This window comes from Bradyrhizobium sp. KZN70725, assembly GCF_055264925.1.
Window position 1 is genome coordinate 54,695 of sequence record NZ_JBUYWT010000003.1, and the last position, 16,378, is coordinate 71,072.

General features: G+C 57.6%; 7 protein-coding genes and 1 tRNA gene. 3 read left to right on the forward strand and 5 right to left on the reverse strand.

The window, feature by feature from the left end:
- Positions 1–977: 977 nt before the first annotated feature.
- Positions 978–2,804, reverse strand: a complete 1,827-nt coding sequence (gene glmS / locus ACZBJS_RS03830; protein WP_463438409.1) for a glutamine--fructose-6-phosphate transaminase (isomerizing) — start codon at positions 2,802–2,804, stop codon at positions 978–980.
- A gap of 927 nt (positions 2,805–3,731) precedes the next feature.
- Between glmS and gmd the strand changes: the two genes are divergently transcribed.
- Together gmd and fcl are read left to right on the forward strand one after the other, a co-directional pair.
- Entirely contained in the window at positions 3,732–4,817 is a 1,086-nt protein-coding gene (gene gmd / locus ACZBJS_RS03835) for a GDP-mannose 4,6-dehydratase (protein WP_463438410.1), read from the forward strand.
- Complete coding sequence (fcl, locus tag ACZBJS_RS03840) at positions 4,798–5,808, forward strand: GDP-L-fucose synthase (RefSeq protein WP_463438411.1); 1,011 nt, start codon at positions 4,798–4,800, stop codon at positions 5,806–5,808. The genes gmd and fcl overlap by 20 nt, the downstream gene beginning before the upstream one ends.
- A 276-nt stretch (positions 5,809–6,084) precedes the next feature.
- Here fcl and ACZBJS_RS03845 read toward each other — a convergent pair whose 3' ends face one another.
- The 3 genes from ACZBJS_RS03845 to ACZBJS_RS03855 form a co-directional block, all read right to left on the reverse strand.
- A complete protein-coding gene (locus ACZBJS_RS03845; protein ID WP_463438457.1) occupies positions 6,085–7,224 on the reverse strand; it encodes an MFS transporter in 1,140 nt (379 codons plus the stop codon).
- Between the two features lie 779 nt (positions 7,225–8,003).
- Complete coding sequence (locus tag ACZBJS_RS03850; RefSeq protein WP_463438412.1) at positions 8,004–8,948, reverse strand: sulfite exporter TauE/SafE family protein; 945 nt, start codon at positions 8,946–8,948, stop codon at positions 8,004–8,006.
- A gap of 814 nt (positions 8,949–9,762) precedes the next feature.
- Entirely contained in the window at positions 9,763–12,867 is a 3,105-nt protein-coding gene (locus ACZBJS_RS03855; RefSeq protein ID WP_463438413.1) for an efflux RND transporter permease subunit, read from the reverse strand.
- A 796-nt stretch (positions 12,868–13,663) separates the two neighbouring features.
- Between ACZBJS_RS03855 and ACZBJS_RS03860 the strand changes: the two genes are divergently transcribed.
- Positions 13,664–13,739 (forward strand) — tRNA-Ile (locus ACZBJS_RS03860).
- Positions 13,740–14,983: 1,244 nt separating this feature from the next.
- Here ACZBJS_RS03860 and ACZBJS_RS03865 read toward each other — a convergent pair.
- Entirely contained in the window at positions 14,984–15,769 is a 786-nt protein-coding gene (locus ACZBJS_RS03865) for a class I SAM-dependent methyltransferase (protein ID WP_463438414.1), read from the reverse strand.
- Between the last annotated feature and the right edge of the window lie 609 nt (positions 15,770–16,378).

Sequence of the window (16,378 nt, forward strand, 5' to 3'; positions counted from 1 at the left end):
CCAGACATGTGCTGGCAGCGGCTCGTTCGAGGAGCAGGCCAGCAATTCCCATGCCGAGAATGAGGAGTGTTCTTGTCGATCCGATCCGCGGCTCTGCGATAAGCATCCGCCGCGATCGCTGGCCCACCAACCGGATTAGCCAGTCGAAGTAAATCCCCCATCGCCGCAGCGCTGGGGCGATCCTGGTATGTGAACCGATCGGCTGTCCCCAGGGCAGATAATGGCCCACACACTCGCCGGCCGCAGATACAGCCGGAACACCGCTCCTTTCGTCGCGACCAGCCGCCCGCACCTGATTCGAGGTCTTCAATATGCTGCGCGGGAATGTCCGGTTTCGGACAATCCTTTGATGACGCGTGGCAGGTGGGAGGGGCGCGCAGGGCGTGTGAAACCCAAGTCGGATCGAATGGGCCGCTGCTACGCAGGATTCAACGGAAAAACTGGGCCGTTAATCCTAGGCACGCCCCCGGTCGAAGTGCATACTCAAGTTGGCCGAGATGGCGCGCATGCTGGCATTTGGAAAAAGTAAGTTGCCACGCCTACGCCCTGCCAATGAGCTAGCCGCGACGAAGCAGCCCGAAGCTCTTTACGCTGGTCTGCTCGTTGGCTTTGCGAGGATGCGGAGCATCCGTTCTGAATCGGCTTCAGGCTGATTTGGCCCTGAGGGAAGACAGGCCTCGCTCCCATCGCATTAGTTAGGGTTACGATCCAAGTAAGAATCAATCTGCTCGTCCAACTGATCGGTCTATCATTGACCCGTTGATGCCAGGAATCGTTCCCCATCGAAGCTCACCGTCTGGCCGATCGGCGGAGACCCGGAGCGATGGCGACAGCATTGCCTGAACGCGCAACCAGCAGAAACTACGAGCAACTTCGGATGCAACTAGATCAAGGACTTGTCCTGCTCCGTCATCCACAACCAACGGAACCGAACGCAAATCCAACAGCCCGATGCCGTGGCGGGAGGCTCTGCGGCTTCATTCGACAGTCACCGATTTGGCGAGATTACGTGGCTGATCTACATCCGCGCCTCTTACGAGGGCGGCGTGGTAAGCCAAGAGCTGAAGCGGAATGGCATAGACCATCGGCGTAAAGTTTGCGACCATCTCCGGCAGCACAATGGTCATGAGTGTGTCCAACGTTGCTTCCAAAGCGCCCCTCGCATCGGTGATCAGGATGATCTGGCCGCCGCGAGCTGCAACTTCTTGCATATTCGATACGGTCTTCTCGAAGAGTTCGTCGTAAGGCGCAATCATCACCACCGGTACGGCCTCATCGATCAAGGCGATAGGTCCGTGCTTGAGCTCGCCGGCGGCATAACCTTCTGAGTGGATATAGGAAATTTCCTTCAACTTGAGTGCGCCCTCCAATGCCAGGGGGGCCGACGTGCCACGGCCGAGATAGAGCACGTCCCTTGAGTTGGCGATATCACCCGCGAGCTTTTCGATCTGCGGCTCGATCAACAGCGCCGCAGCAATCAACCGCGGCACTTCGATGAGCTCGCGCACGAGCTTCGATTCATGGATCTCTGACAGCTTACCGCGCTCTTTTCCTGCTGCGACGGCAAGCACCGCCAATACCATCAGCTGGCAGATGAATGCCTTCGTAGAAGCGACGCCGATTTCTGGCCCCGCCAGCGTCGGCAGCACGGATTCGCTCTCGCGCGCAATCGTCGACGTAGGAACGTTGACCACAGATATCGTGTGCAGGCCCTGACTCTTGGCGTATCGCAACGCAGCTAGTGTGTCAGCGGTTTCGCCGGACTGTGAGATGACGATCGCGAGATCACCCTGACGCAAAGGCGCCTCCCTGTAGCGGAACTCGGAGGCTACATCGATCTCGACAGGCAAGCGAGCTAACCGCTCGAACCAGTATTTGGCGATGTGACCGGCGTAGTTTGCCGTTCCGCACGCGGTAATTGAGATGCGCCGAATGGAGCTAAAATCGAACGGCAATGTGAGCGGCAAGGCCACGCGCTCGCCTGCCGTATCAAGATAGTGCGCCAGTGTTTTACAGGCCACTTTCGGCTGCTCGTGGATTTCCTTGGCCATGAAATGGCGATAATTCTCTTTATCCACAAGGAGTGACGATACGCCAGGCTTTGATGTCTCCCGCTGCACGACGGAGCCGTCTGCGCTATAGATCACGCAAATCGCGCGGGTAAGCACGGCCCAGTCGCCGTCTTCAAGATAGGTAATGGTGTCGGTCAACGGCGCGAGCGCGATCGCGTCCGATCCTAGATACACTTCGCCGTTGCCATGTCCGATCGCGAGGGGCGATCCCTTGCGCGCACCGATCAAAAGGTCGTCGTGAGCTTTGAAGAGGAATGCAAGCGCGAAGGCTCCGCGCAGCCGCGGCAGCGACGCTTGTACTGCATCCTGTGGCGAGTAGCCATTCTTGAGATAAGATTCGACGAGATGCGCCACCACCTCGGTGTCTGTCTCTGAGTAGAAGTTGGCCCCATCCCGCTCCAGCTCGGCTCGCAACTCGCGGAAGTTCTCAATGATTCCGTTATGAACGACCGCGACATTTTCCGTCGCATGCGGATGAGCATTGCTCTCGGTCGGTTTTCCATGAGTCGCCCAGCGGGTATGACCGATACCGGCATGACCCGCGGGCGGACAATAGCGCAGCCGCTCCTCAAGGTTTCTCAGCTTACCTTCAGCCCGCCGGAGCTCGATACGTAGCCCTTCGAGCGTCGCAAGGCCTGCGGAGTCGTAGCCACGATATTCCAATCGCTTGAGCGAAGCGACCAACTGCCCGACGACCGGACCACGCCCCAAGATGCCGACAATTCCACACATATCGATTAATGCCGCCCAAGTTCAAAGAGCCCGACATCCCCGACAGGAAATCTGGTCATGAAATCCGCTTTCGACAAAAACTGACTTTCGCTGGATAGCGACGATGGCGTCATTGCCGCACGAGGCCGCCGCAAGGATACGTCGTACAAGTCGTGTGGCGTCACCTTACAACGTCCTGCTCTCGCATTCACGCAACCGTTCTAGGGTTTGTCGCGCTGGTCTAATAGGCTCATCAGCCTCTGACGGTTTCCAGCTATGTTGGCCGGGATGAGACTAATTGATTGCCACCGAAGCTCCATTGTACGAACGTAAGCTTTCGATATCGAACTTGTTCGAAGAACTATACCAACGTTTGCTGCATTCTCACATTTCGTGCTCGCGTCGACCATCCGCTGCTTACGAGAGCGGGCCGTCAGAAGAAGAGCGATGATCATCGACGATGATCCTGCCGCCCAGACTATGGGTTCCGTTCAGAAGAAGGATCGGGGCATTTTTGTAGGGCTAATGTTGTTGATGCGCAGGCTTCGCCGTGCTCTGGCTTACGTGCCAGAGTTCAGACGAATACATCGACTACCGCGGCTTCAGCAAGTCACCTCTTGCGCCATGGCCACACCGAGCGAATGCACGCACCCAATGAAAGATGGAGAACACGGACTTTCGGCCTCTCTCATTGACGTATGCACATAACGGGGTTCGCCATCTGTGATGGTTCGTTGGTTTTCATTTTGAAGCTCGATGGGTATTCCCCCTCCAACACGATATAAATCAATGTATATAGTGTGCATTTCTGCACGATGTGTATGACTAGATCTAACGATCGGCTTCCTCTGATTGCGGGTGAAGTGCGCCGGCGGATTTCTCGAGAAGCCCGTTTCGCAAAGGACGATTCGAAGGGAAGCTTTCTTTCCAGCGCAGCTAAGAGAGACCATGGCGGCTCAGGATTCGAAGCGGCGCGTTGCGCTGATCACCGGCATCACCGGGCAGGACGGTGCGTATCTCGCCGAATACCTGCTTGGGCTCGGCTATACCGTGCACGGGATCAAGCGCCGCTCGTCCTCGTTCAACACCGCGCGCGTCGACCATCTCTACCAGGATCCGCATGCCGGCAACGTGCCATTCCTGATGCACTATGGCGACATGACGGATTCGACCAATCTGATCCGCCTGATGCAGCAGATCCGGCCGACCGAGATCTACAACCTCGCGGCCCAGAGCCACGTCCAGGTCAGCTTCGAGAGCCCGGAATACACCGCCAATGCGGACGCGATCGGCGTGCTGCGCCTCTTGGAGGGGATTCGTATCCTCGGCATGGAGAAGGAGACGCGGTTCTACCAGGCCTCGACCTCGGAGCTCTACGGGCTCGTGCAGGAGGTGCCGCAGAAGGAGACCACGCCGTTCTATCCGCGCTCGCCCTATGGCGTCGCCAAGCTCTACGGCTACTGGATCACGGTGAACTACCGTGAGGCCTATGGCATGTTCGCCAGCAACGGCATCCTGTTCAACCATGAGAGCCCGATCCGCGGCGAGACCTTCGTCACGCGCAAGATCACCCGCGCCGTTGCGCGCATCGAGGTCGGGCTGGAGAACAAGCTCTATCTCGGCAATCTCGACGCCAAACGCGACTGGGGCCACGCTAGCGACTATGTCGAGGGCATGCACAGGATCCTGCAGGTGGACGAGCCCGGCGACTTCGTGCTCGCGACCGGCGAGACGCGTTCGGTCCGCGAGTTCGTCGAGTTGGCGTTTGCCGAGGTCGGCCGCAGCATCGAATGGCGCGGCAAGGGCGTCGAGGAGGTCGGGATCGACAAGGCGTCCGGCAGCACCCTGGTGCAGATCGACCCGACCTATTTCCGGCCGACCGAGGTCGATCTTCTGATCGGTGATGCCAGCAAGGCACGCGCCAAGCTCGGCTGGGCGCCGAAGACGCCGTTCGCGCAGCTGGTGAAGGAAATGGTCGCCAGCGATCTCGTCGAGGCCAGGCAGGACGCGGCCAATGGCAAGCACGGCGTTTGAACTGAAGGACAAGACGGTTTTCGTTGCCGGCCATCGCGGCATGGTCGGCTCGGCGCTGATGCGCCGGTTGGCGCGCGAACAGGCTAATCTGCTGACGGTGTCGCGCAGCGAGGTCGACCTGCGCGACCAGGCCGCGGTCAACGCCTGGTTTGCCGCGAAGCGGCCGCAGGCCGTGTTCCTCGCCGCCGCCAAGGTCGGCGGCATCGTCGCCAACAACACGCTGCGGGCCGAGTTCCTCTACGACAATCTGGCGATCTCGACCAATGTGATCCAGGCGGCGCACGCCAATGGTTGCGAGAAGCTGATGTTCTTCGGCTCGTCCTGCATCTATCCGCGCCTGGCGCCGCAGCCGCTGCGCGAGGATTCGATGCTGACCGGCCCGCTGGAGCCGACCAACGAGCCCTATGCCATCGCCAAGATCGCCGGCATCAAGATGGCCGAGGCCTATCGCAGACAGTACGGCGCCGATTTCATCAGCGTGATGCCCACCAATCTCTACGGCCCCGGCGACAACTATCACCCCGAATACAGCCACGTCGTCGCCGCGCTGATCCGCCGCTTCCACGAGGCCAAGGTTTCGGGCGCCGGCAACGTCGCGGTGTGGGGCACCGGCACGCCGCGCCGCGAATTCCTCTATGTCGACGATCTCGCCGACGCCTGCGTCCATCTGATGAAGACCTATTCCTCGCCAGAACTGGTCAATATCGGCGCCGGCGAGGACATCACCATCGCAGACTTCGCACTCATGGTCGCGGCCGCCATCGGCTTTCGCGGCGAGATCAGCTTCGACACCTCGCGCCCGGACGGCACGCCGCGCAAGTTGCTCGACGTCAGCCGACTGGGCAGGCTCGGCTGGCGCGCCCATACCTCACTGCAGGAGGGCATTCAGTTGGCGTATCGGGCGTATCTCGCCGACAGCAGATGGACGGCCAGGGTAGCCGCGTGTCCCGACAAGCGGGCGCAGGGCCGATCCCAGAATACTCGGCGGTGAATGTCCCAACATAGCCGGGCTAACCGCTCACGCACATTATCAACTTCGCCGCGCAGTCAACCCAGTTCGTTAACAACGACGCTCGGTGGGACGCCCAACGCCGAGTGATCCGGTGTGTCAAAGCCGCGGCTCAGCCAGCCGACTTGCAGGGACAGAGGCATGATCGACGTGCTGTTCCACAGCCATCAAGTTGCGAGCTATCGACGCTCGGCACGAACGCCGCCTTGCGACCGGTCATTAGCTCGACGCGCGTCGCTATTCCCTCTGAGCCGACGCTTAGAGGGACTCTGCCATCACCATCCGCGCCGACAGCGTCGCGATGCACATGAGCACGCCTAACATCGCGAACGCCAACGGCAAGCCGACCATGTGTGCGACCAGCCCGATGCTGGCGGGACCGACCAGTATACCTGCATACCCGGCTGTGGTGATGACTGCAATCGCAACGCCTACGGGCATCACTCTCTGTTTGCCGGCGCGTCGACACAGTACGGGTACAACATTTGAAACACCCAATCCAATAAGCACGAACCCCGCCATGGCAATCAACGCAATCGGCGCGGCCACCACGGCCAAGAAGCCGGTCAAGATTGGCACGGTCCCGAGCATCAATGTGGTACGGTCGCCGAGCCGAGCTACCATGGCATCTCCGCTGAGACGGCCTGCGGCCATCGCAATTGAGAAGAGCATACAACCAAGGCCGCCGTGCGCCTCTGCGAGGAGGCCTTGCCCAACGAGAAGCAAAGCGCTCCAATCAAGCATTGCACCTTCGACGAGAAAGGTGATAGCCGCGAGTACGGCTACCAGCAACACACTGCGATTGGGCAAGACAAACAACGGCTCCTGCGGTCTCAAACCCATGGCGAGCAGCCGCGGCCAAGCTGACATAATCGCGATCATCATTAAGGCCGAACAGACCAACGTCGAGATAAGCGGGCCACGCTGCAGCGAAAGGACCGAGGTCACCGCGGCAGAGCCGGTGAATTCGCCAATGCTGTACTGGGCGTGGAAGCCGGACATCAATGGACGTCCAGTGGCGCGCTCCAATTCAATCGCATGAATATTCATGGCTACGTCGATCGAACCAAGTGAAACACCGAAAGCAAACAACATGGCACCGAGGCTGAGAGGTGTGCCGGCAACTGCAAGCCACGGCAGGATGAGCGAGATGCCAAGCCCACCCGCGATGATGATGGGCTTGCTGCCGTAGCGCGCATTCGACACACTGGTCAAAAGCATAGCGATGACGGACCCCGCTCCGAGACAGAGTAGCAGAAGACCGAGCACGCGGTTATCCACCCCGAGCCGCTCCTTCGCGAGCGGCACCAAAGGCGCCCAGGCCGCGAGGCCGAAGCCGGCCACAAAAAATGCGAGCCGCGTCCCGAGCAGGCCCGCAGACCGATTGGCAGATGGTATCACAGGCACTCCTGAGAGAACGGCTCGTGAGCGCGGCGCTCCTCATCCCGTGCGCAACGCCTGCAAGCGGCCCAAAGCTCGATGATGACGGCCTCAAGTCGACAATCTTCATCTCTGCAAATGCTATGCCGTCGCAAAACGGGCTCAAGTCCTGGCGAGCGAACGTCAAATGAGAGTAATTGTCGATCACCATCCGGCGTGTCGCGCAATCTTTCTGGGATAAACTAGCCCTACGAGTGACAATCGTCTTTGCTGGTACCCGACGGAGCGCAAAGCTCAAGGATCCTTGTCGGAAAACATACAAAGCCCAGCGCCCTTCCATGCACTGACTCACCTCGAAGACGGCTGTCAGTTTTTATGACATCACTTTTCAGCCAATCCGGAAGCTCTCATCATAAGCAATGACACTGCGTTGCAAGATCAATACAACGCGCATCATCAGAGCGCGCTTCCAGATCAACACCTAGCTTTATTCGGCACTGTCGCGGAGGCGGTCTTTCAAGGTTAGTGTGCACTGACGAAGATCACCACCATTTCGAGTCGAACGGCGAGAACATCAGCCTCCAAATGTTCTGGGCTTTCCTCTGATATTGGATATCTGGCTCGTGCGCTGGGTTGTCTTTGGAGCAATCAGCTGGATGTCCATGTCGTTCTCGTCGACACCGAAAGGGGCAGCGCGGCCCCGCGAGCACATCAATTCAATTAGCTCTGCGATCGCTTGGCCAGGTCCAGGACGGGTGTCTTCGACATCAAGGCGCCCGCTGGCATCGTTCAAGCGCTTATACACCCGCAGCTTGCCGAGATCGCCGTTCTGACCAGCTCGAACGGCGCGTGGTAAGGAACGAGTATAGCAACCAAACATCGATCAATATCGTCGCAGCCATCACGCTATAAGCCCATGCGCTCTGCACTAGATTGAGCTCGATCAGAACCCGTGACAAACCGAAGCCCACGATCCAAGCATCGAAGCTCATGCAGATGCGTCGAAATATCTCCGGATCAAGTCGGCGAATGACATAGGATCCCAGCGGGATGCCGAGCACAACGCTGGGTATTAAGACATGGAGAAGACTGCCGCTTTCGGAAATGAACAGACCGAGCTTGTAATAGACGAAAGCGGTCACGCTCGATTCCGCCACGCGCACCAGGGCAAGGCCGGCGCGAAATTCGTTTTTAACCAGGCCCTGATTGTTAAACAGCATCGCCAATGGCGGGCCGGAGATAGTCGTCACCGAATAGAGGATGCCCAGCATCGATCCGAATGGCAGACCGATCAGCCAGCTCGCTTCGATAGGGCGGCGCCAACCGGCGGCTTGCAGCAGGATCAAAGGTAGAATGATCGTGTAGGTGGCGAATTTGATCCAGCCCGGCTGCAGTGAAGCCAATGCATAGCCGCCAAGCGCAATGCCTGGTAAGAGTCCAACCAAGATGGGAAACACGCGTCTCCAAACCGCCGGTACGCCCTTCAGATTGATGAGGAGCACGTAAACGTTGACGAAGACTTCGACGATGACAATGGCGGGATTGAGAATGCGATTGGTGTAGAAAACCAGCGCGAGCGGCACAGTGAGCGACGAAAAACCGTAGCCGATGGCTCCGTTTACGAAAGCCGCAAAACACGTCGTTGCGGCCAGGAACCAGATAGAAGCATCAAACCCAGACATTTCCTTAACTTTCTCACGCCAGAGGGCGTCCAATCCCGCCAGGGAATCAGACGCAAACATTGGTCTTCAAGATTGCGAAAGATTCTGACCACTCGCTTACGAGCTCCGACCGCCTTGATAATGGCGATGGCCGTGGTCACGTGCAGAGCTTCTACATTTGCTCCCTGTTATGGGCTGCTGTTGTGCAACAAAAAGCAGCGATGTACTCCCCGCTACCTAACTAAATCATTCAGCCACGCGCCTCGGTTTGTTCAACCCATGGTCTTCGTATCGAAATCGCAACAGCGTCAGCATCCGTATAAGTGCGGACAACCAGTTTTCCAATCCCACAGAATTGCACTTGCGGTAGCCACCCTAAGGCGGATCAGACCGGAGTTCATCTCTTTCAGCTAGCAATTCAACGCGGCCAGACGAAAGAAGGTAAATCCTCTTTCAAGAGCAATTTGGCTGATGGAAAAGCTGTCTTCTGCTCGAGAACGCATTAATTCTCTCCGCGCGCGGCGCGGCGGGCCAACGTTCGGCTGCGGTGAACGTGCGGCAATTCATCGTGGCGAAGGAACAGCGGATTGTTGACGTGTTCTTCGAGCGCCCGATGCGCAGCAACCTCGGCAGCAATGGCGCGAAGATCTCGATGCAACGGAGCGTTACGCCCCTCCTGAGGGTCCGCCGTTCACGACGCCGACACCTTGAGATGATCTTCTTTCCCCTCTATGAGGCAGTCCTTTGCCGCGGGCGAACGATGGGTCGAGAGGAGCGCCGCCGCGAGAGACCGTCCTTTGGTCCCGCCACGAATCTCGGGGGGCGCATTACCACGTTTGGCAAGAAACGTCCCTACCGTAGAGCAGCAATCGGTCGATCCGGCCTGATCCTGGCGTCATTGCCCGGCCGGCTGGGCCTCGGCAGCGCTGGTGAGGTCGAACTTGGGGCCCTTCTTCGCATGATCGGCACTCGCATCGGCACGGTGATCGGAGGCGATCGCGACATAGACTGCCGGCAGGACGAAGAGCGTGAACAGCGTGCCGATAGACATGCCCGCGACGAGCACCAGCCCAATCGAGAAGCGGCTCGCGGCGCCAGCTCCGGTTGCCGCCAGCAAAGGTACCACGCCTGTGACCATCGCCGCCGTCGTCATCAAGATTGGACGAAGTCGGACGCGAGCCGCCATCTCTATCGCCGAGCGACGGTCAAGTCTCTCCTTGAGCTGCAGCTCGTTGGCGAACTCAACCATCAGGATCCCGTGCTTGGAAATTAAACCGACCAGCGTCAGCAGCCCGACCTGAGTGTAGATGTTCATCGTCGCCCAACCAAAGAATAGTGGTATCAAGGCGCCGACAATTGCCATGGGTACACTGATCATAATAATGAGGGGATCGCGCAGACTTTCGAACTGCGCCGCAAGCACCAAGAATATGACGATCAGTGCAAATGCGAAGGTGATGGCAAGTTGGTCGCCCTCGTGCACATATTGCCGCGCGTCGGCAAGGAAGTCGTGGCTGAAACCCGCCGGCAGCTTCTTTGCCTCTGCTTCCAGGAAATCCACGGCTTGACCGATCGTGACCCCAGGCATCGGCACGGCCTGAAAGGTCGCGCAGTTGAGTTGGTTGTAGTGGGTGAGCGCGTTCGGATCAGTCGCAGTCTCGACCGAGACGACGGTAGATAGCGGAAGCATCGAGCCCGTCGCAGTCTTTACATAATAGTTCCCAATCGCTTCCGGGGCCATGCGTTTCTCGCGCGGCACCTGCGGGATCACCTGGTAGGAGCGGCCCTGCAGATTGAAGCGATTGATGTAGTTTCCGCCAAGTAGGGTGGCGAGCGCGTCGCCGATATTCTGCATGGTGATGCCAAGATCGTTGGCCTTGGACCGATCGACCTTGATCCGCACCACGGGCTGGTTGAATTCGAGGTCAGAGTCGCTAACCATGAACAGACCGCTCTTGCGCGCGGCGTCCTTCAGTTTCGACATCTGCTCATAGACGGATTGGAAGCCAAGCGTCGAATTGATCACCATCTGAACGGGCAGGCCGTCCGATCCGCCCGGAAGCGCCGGTAAGCTAAAAGCAAATGCGTTGATGCCTTCGATTTTCGACAGCTCAGCTTGAACAAGGGACCTAAGCACGATCGATGATCGCTTGCGCTCGTCCCATGGCTTCAGCAACATTCCGGCCATGCCTGATTGCGAGCCGCCACTACCGTTGAGCACGAAGCTCAAATCGGTCTCGGAAAACTTTCGGAATGCCTTTTCGAGCTTGGCACCGTAATAGTCGAGATAGTCGATATTGGCATATTTCGGCGCCTTCGTTAGTGCGAATACGATACCTTGATCCTCCTCGGGTGCAAGTTCCTTAGAGGTATGCGCATAGAAAAAGCCGACAAGGCCCAGCATGGTCAGCGCAAACAGCCAGGTAATTGGGCGATAGTCGAGCGAGCGATCAAGCTTGCGGCCGTACCAGCGTGTCATGGCAGCGAACACGCGGTTCGCGAATCTTGCAAACCGCCCCTCCTCGGCGCTCTTTAGAAAGACCGAGCACATCATCGGCGACAGCGTCAAAGCGATCACGCCAGACACGATCACCGCCCCGGCCAGCGTGAACGCGAACTCGCGGAACAGCGCACCGGTGAGGCCACCGAGAAAGCCGATGGGGGCGTATACGGCCGCCAACGTAATCGTCATGGAGACAACGGGGACCACGATCTCGCGCGCTCCCCTCGTGGCGGCCTCCAGGGGCGGCGCCCCTTCCTCTAGATGACGATGGACGTTCTCCACCACGACGATCGCGTCGTCGACCACAAGACCTATCGCGAGCACCATCGCAAGGAGGGTCAGGAGGTTGAATGAGAACCCCAGCGCCAGCATCAAGCTGCAGACGCCAACGAGCGACAGCGGAATGGTGACGACGGGAATGATGACCGATCGCAGCGAGGCCAGGAACAGGAAGATCACCACCACCACGATCACGATGGCCTCGATGAGGGTCTTCTCGACTTCATCGATCGACGATTGGATGAATTTCGTTGAATCGTAGGCCACTTTCATCTTGAGCGATGGCGGCAGGTTACGCTCCATTTCTGGAAACAGCGCGCGAACACCTCGTACTATGTTCAGCGGATTGCCTTGTGGACCCGCCTGCACGCCGATGACGACCGCGTGCTCGCCGTTCATGACGGCACTGACGTCTGACGTCTGTGCGGCAAGCTCGACTGTCGCAATGTCTTCAATGCGCACAAAGCCACCATCATTGGCTTTAACTATCATTCGCTTGAAGTCATCTACACTCCGTAGGTCGGTATTTGCCGTGACGTCGGAGATAGTGAAATATCCCTTGATCTGGCCGGCCGCCGCCTGGAAGTTGTTGGCCGCGATTGCAGCCGAAACATCAGCCGGCGAGACGCCGCGCCCTGCCATTTTCGCCGTATCGAGCCATAGCCGCATCGCAAAACTTTGGCCGCCCAGAATGTCTGCCGCGGCGACGCCGTCAACGGTTGACATAACCGGTTGCACGACGCGCGAGAGATAGTCGGAAATCGCGCTGGTCGTCAGTTCCTCGCTGGAGAAAGCGATATACATGACAGCGGTGGCCTGACCCGTTGCCTTAGTGACGACTGGATCGCTTGATTCCTTCGGGATTAAATATTTGATTGAGTTGACCTTAGAAAGCACTTCGGTGAGCGCCTCGTGGGGATCGAAATTCAGCTTTATGTAGACTTGGATCGTCGACGTACCGAGTACCGATGAGGAAGTGATGTAGTCGACGCCCTCGGCGGAAGCGACGGCCTGCTCCAGTGGAGCGGTGATGAACCCCTGGATCATGTCGGCGGAGGCGCCAGGATAGGAGGTCGTGATATTGACGACCGTATTGGACAGCTTGGGATACTGCCGGATCGGCAGAACGGTGGCCGCACGAAGTCCGATCAGCAGGATCAGGAGACTGAGGACGACAGACAACACCGGGCGTTTGATGAAAAGTTCGGTAAATGCCATCTCGACTCGCATTCAAGGTAACGCAAATTCGCGAGCAGGTCGCGCTGCCCGCGGCTAATGCGCGTAAAATTTGGGAACTGGAAACGCCTGATCCAAAGGCACACGCTCCCAAGCAGGGAGTCCTGCGCTTCTTACATCGTGGTTGCTTGGATGAACATCGGCCCTACCCTTCCCATCACTGACCGCGACCTCGAATTGCGGGAGCACTTCCCAAGTTAAACATCCATGTCAGCCTAAACAGCCTGCGGGCCGCCTCGAGACGTGGAATTGGGCTCACCTGTTTCGATGTAGTTTCGTCCTCAGACCTTGATGGAACGCAACGACTTCCAGCAAGGAATCAAGCCAGCTCAAGGCTTCGCTTCGATCGCTCGTTCGAATGATCTGGCTTCGATGTCGAAAGTAGAAACGATCTGATGGATGCTCAACTCTACAAAGGTGAGTGGGTAATATAGGATGGGCTGTCAAACCTATACCAAGGTTTTGTCAAAACGGAACGCTGAAGCCTCATCGCCCGCCTCAACACCAGTGAAGAGCTCACTAGGCTGGAAAACCCTATCTTTTGTCTCCGCGCCGGCGCCGCCTGCTGATTCTACGCACGTCGCGCCCTTCATAAGGACATATGATAACTGCGCCAAAGCAGGCCTTCGGACCGAATTCACGCTTCGAGTTACAAAACGGGAAAGGAACGTATGCGGAGAAGTCCGAAGCGCGGGCGCGGAAGTGTGACTGAACCTTGCGGGAGCGGCAGACAACCTGTAACGATGCCAGCATGCCGCGCCGCCGCCTTTTAGTAGCGGGGCCTGTAGCTCAATGGTTAGAGCCAACCGCTCATAACGGTTTGGTTGCAGGTTCGAGTCCTGCCGGGCCCACCAATTTCGTTAATAATATGTGAGGACAGTTTTAGAACGGCTCGATTTGCTCTTTTAGAGCGACTCGATTTCATTTTACGAAGGACTCGTCACTGAGACGACGGCCGAATTTCCGCCCGTTTTTTTCCCCGATTTTTGAGCTTGAGAAAACCGAGGGTGGTGCCTTCAGGAAATCTGCCTCATGAAACCTGCTGGTCGACGTGGCACCACAGCCGGCGATCCGGGCTGGTCGAACTGCGTCTCCTGCGGCCCGGCGGTTGGCAAGTCTGCCGTTCGCGCGAACACATCATCCCGATGTGGCTCCTGCGCGCCACAGGATCGGCATCGCATGATCGCACCGGCCGTTTCTGTGCTGCTCCAAACCAGCGAACGCCCCGGATCAATGGCCCGCCGCCGCCTCGCCGAATGCCTTTGGCTAAAGCGGCCAAACTTGACGGCAAGCAGCGGACTTCTAGCGTGCGCCCACCGAAGCCGTGATAGCGGCTTCGTCGACATGTCGATGAGGCTCCCTAGTCCGCTGCGGTCCCCTCTCAGCCCGCTCGACATGCAGATGCTACTGCTCGGTGGCACTGGCATGTTATCCCGACATTTGGCATGATCGGCGCCGATCATGTTGCCCACCGTGCGGGCGATCGTGATCATGCCGATCGCGATCATTCCCTTCTTGGCCCATCGGCCGGTTCCGCATTAGTGCTTGAGCCACCATCGATATGATTAGCTGGCTTTGGCCTTCACGTATCTGCCAGGCGTCGGCTCGCCCGGAGGGTAGAGGTTACTCCCAAGTTGGGAGCGTGCAGCAAACGCTGCTCCGTCCAGGACTTACGCCGCCCCATCTAGTCGTTCCATCAGCTCCCCGGCTTCTCCTCCGCATGGGCGAGCCAGGTCTCCGGCTCATCGCTTCGATTGGCCGACAGCCAATAGCTTCTCCTGTTCATAGATGCAGGATTGATCACGCCGGCGATATGTCCGCTCGCGCCGAGAACAAAATGAACGTCTCCACGGAATAGCCAGTAATTTGGTAAGCACAGCGTTCCGACACGCCGCTACTTGAGGGCTTTCCCACAGACGATACATGGCCATAGACGAGTGTAAAAGCATGCCGCTGCCGCTCCCTGCACCAGCCTTACGGCGACCAGCAATATCAATAAGTGAAATTGTCGATTGCCAAATTCAATCCATACAAGATTGAAGGCTAATGTAGCGACTTGCCGCACCGACCACGCATTTCTGCGGCCCGACTGTAGGCACTACGCACCCGTCGTCAGTACACAAGCGGCCTGTTGCCCCGAATACGATATCCAATTAACACCATAGTTGGTCTCACGGATGAATTCGTCGAAAGCTAGTCTTTCATGCTTCTCGAACCCCACGTAGTTGAAGTATTCGTCAAACGCGATAACGCATCCTGGACGAATCTGAGACTTGAGCCCCGTAAAGATACTTCTTGTGCTTGAATATATGTCGCAATCGACGTGGATGAACGCAACGGGCAGCTTGCGCTGAGCAAACACCGGAATCGTCTCATCAAACAGACCAACAATAAGCTCTACGTTCTGCGGAACGTCAGGCGCCTTGCCTCCACGATCGAAGTCCACTGGAAGGTATCCATTCCAGCGCTCCGGCAGACCATTAAAGCTATCGAAGCCATAAAACTTCCGCTCCGGAAATCGCTCGGCCATGGTGCTGATGGTGTAACCGGTATAGACGCCGAACTCGAGAGCAACACCCGCATCCGCTTTTGACAAGGCATCAAACCTGAACTCATCATGATCGGCAAAAAAGACAGCATCAGGCATTTCTGTACGGATTATCTCAATGGCTCGTTCTTGTGCAATCACAGACAAAGTACGAAACAAGCTATGATTTGTTCTGGGTAGCCCGTACATCTCCGCAGCGGTTACAAGTTTGCGCAGGTGTTCATTTGCAATGTCCTGCTTGCTCAGCATTGTCGACAAAGCTTTGGCTACCTCGCTGGAAGATTTCGCTAACCGATCAATTGCTGCCAATAGGCGATCATCAACCGTTTCTTTCATCGCGTCCTTCCCCTTGACTACAAAATCAATTGCTCTCGCCGACCCCGCCGAAATTATCTCATCGATCCTCAAAAACGGTTGTTTCGAAGAAGCATTGTCATGAGACAGGTAAGAGCGACTCGATTTCGGACTATAAGAACAACTGATTTGCTGCTGCTGCGACTACCAAATTCAGCAAAGTCCAAGATTGCCGCGGCAAAGATCCCGCCGCAGGTGCAATTCGAAGAATGGGCGCCGAATTTCGCATGGCCAGCAGGCGGCTGGCGCCGGTATCAGGCGGGGGATGAGCCAACTCTTCTGCTCTTGCTGCTGCTGGTCACCGCCGACACTCGACGATGCCGATGACCGGTATGTCGATGATCATTACCAACATGGTGATGCCGTCGAACAGCACGCTCATAGTGCCGATGATCAGTTGATCATCGGGTATCTGGCACTTTGGCCTCGGCCCCGATCGGCGTTCAAATTCAGTCAGGTCTCAGCCGCACTACGTCGCGATCGGGCTGGTAGGCCGATCCGAGAGAATCCTGTCGTCGAATGAGATCGAAAGCCTCGTTTTCGATCACCAGAAGCGCGATATCTGCTTCACCGTACCATTTTGCGCTTCGG

What these genes read in the sequence shown, in the direction of transcription:
- glmS (WP_463438409.1), bottom strand. Translation starts at nt 2,804, where the DNA reads ATGTGTGGAATTGTCGGCATCTTGGGGCGTGGTCCGGTCGTCGGGCAG.
- gmd (WP_463438410.1), top strand. Translation starts at nt 3,732, where the DNA reads ATGGCGGCTCAGGATTCGAAGCGGCGCGTTGCGCTGATCACCGGCATC.
- fcl (WP_463438411.1), top strand. Translation starts at nt 4,798, where the DNA reads ATGGCAAGCACGGCGTTTGAACTGAAGGACAAGACGGTTTTCGTTGCC.
- ACZBJS_RS03850 (WP_463438412.1), bottom strand. Translation starts at nt 8,948, where the DNA reads ATGTTTGCGTCTGATTCCCTGGCGGGATTGGACGCCCTCTGGCGTGAG.
- ACZBJS_RS03855 (WP_463438413.1), bottom strand. Translation starts at nt 12,867, where the DNA reads ATGGCATTTACCGAACTTTTCATCAAACGCCCGGTGTTGTCTGTCGTC.
- ACZBJS_RS03865 (WP_463438414.1), bottom strand. Translation starts at nt 15,769, where the DNA reads ATGAAAGAAACGGTTGATGATCGCCTATTGGCAGCAATTGATCGGTTA.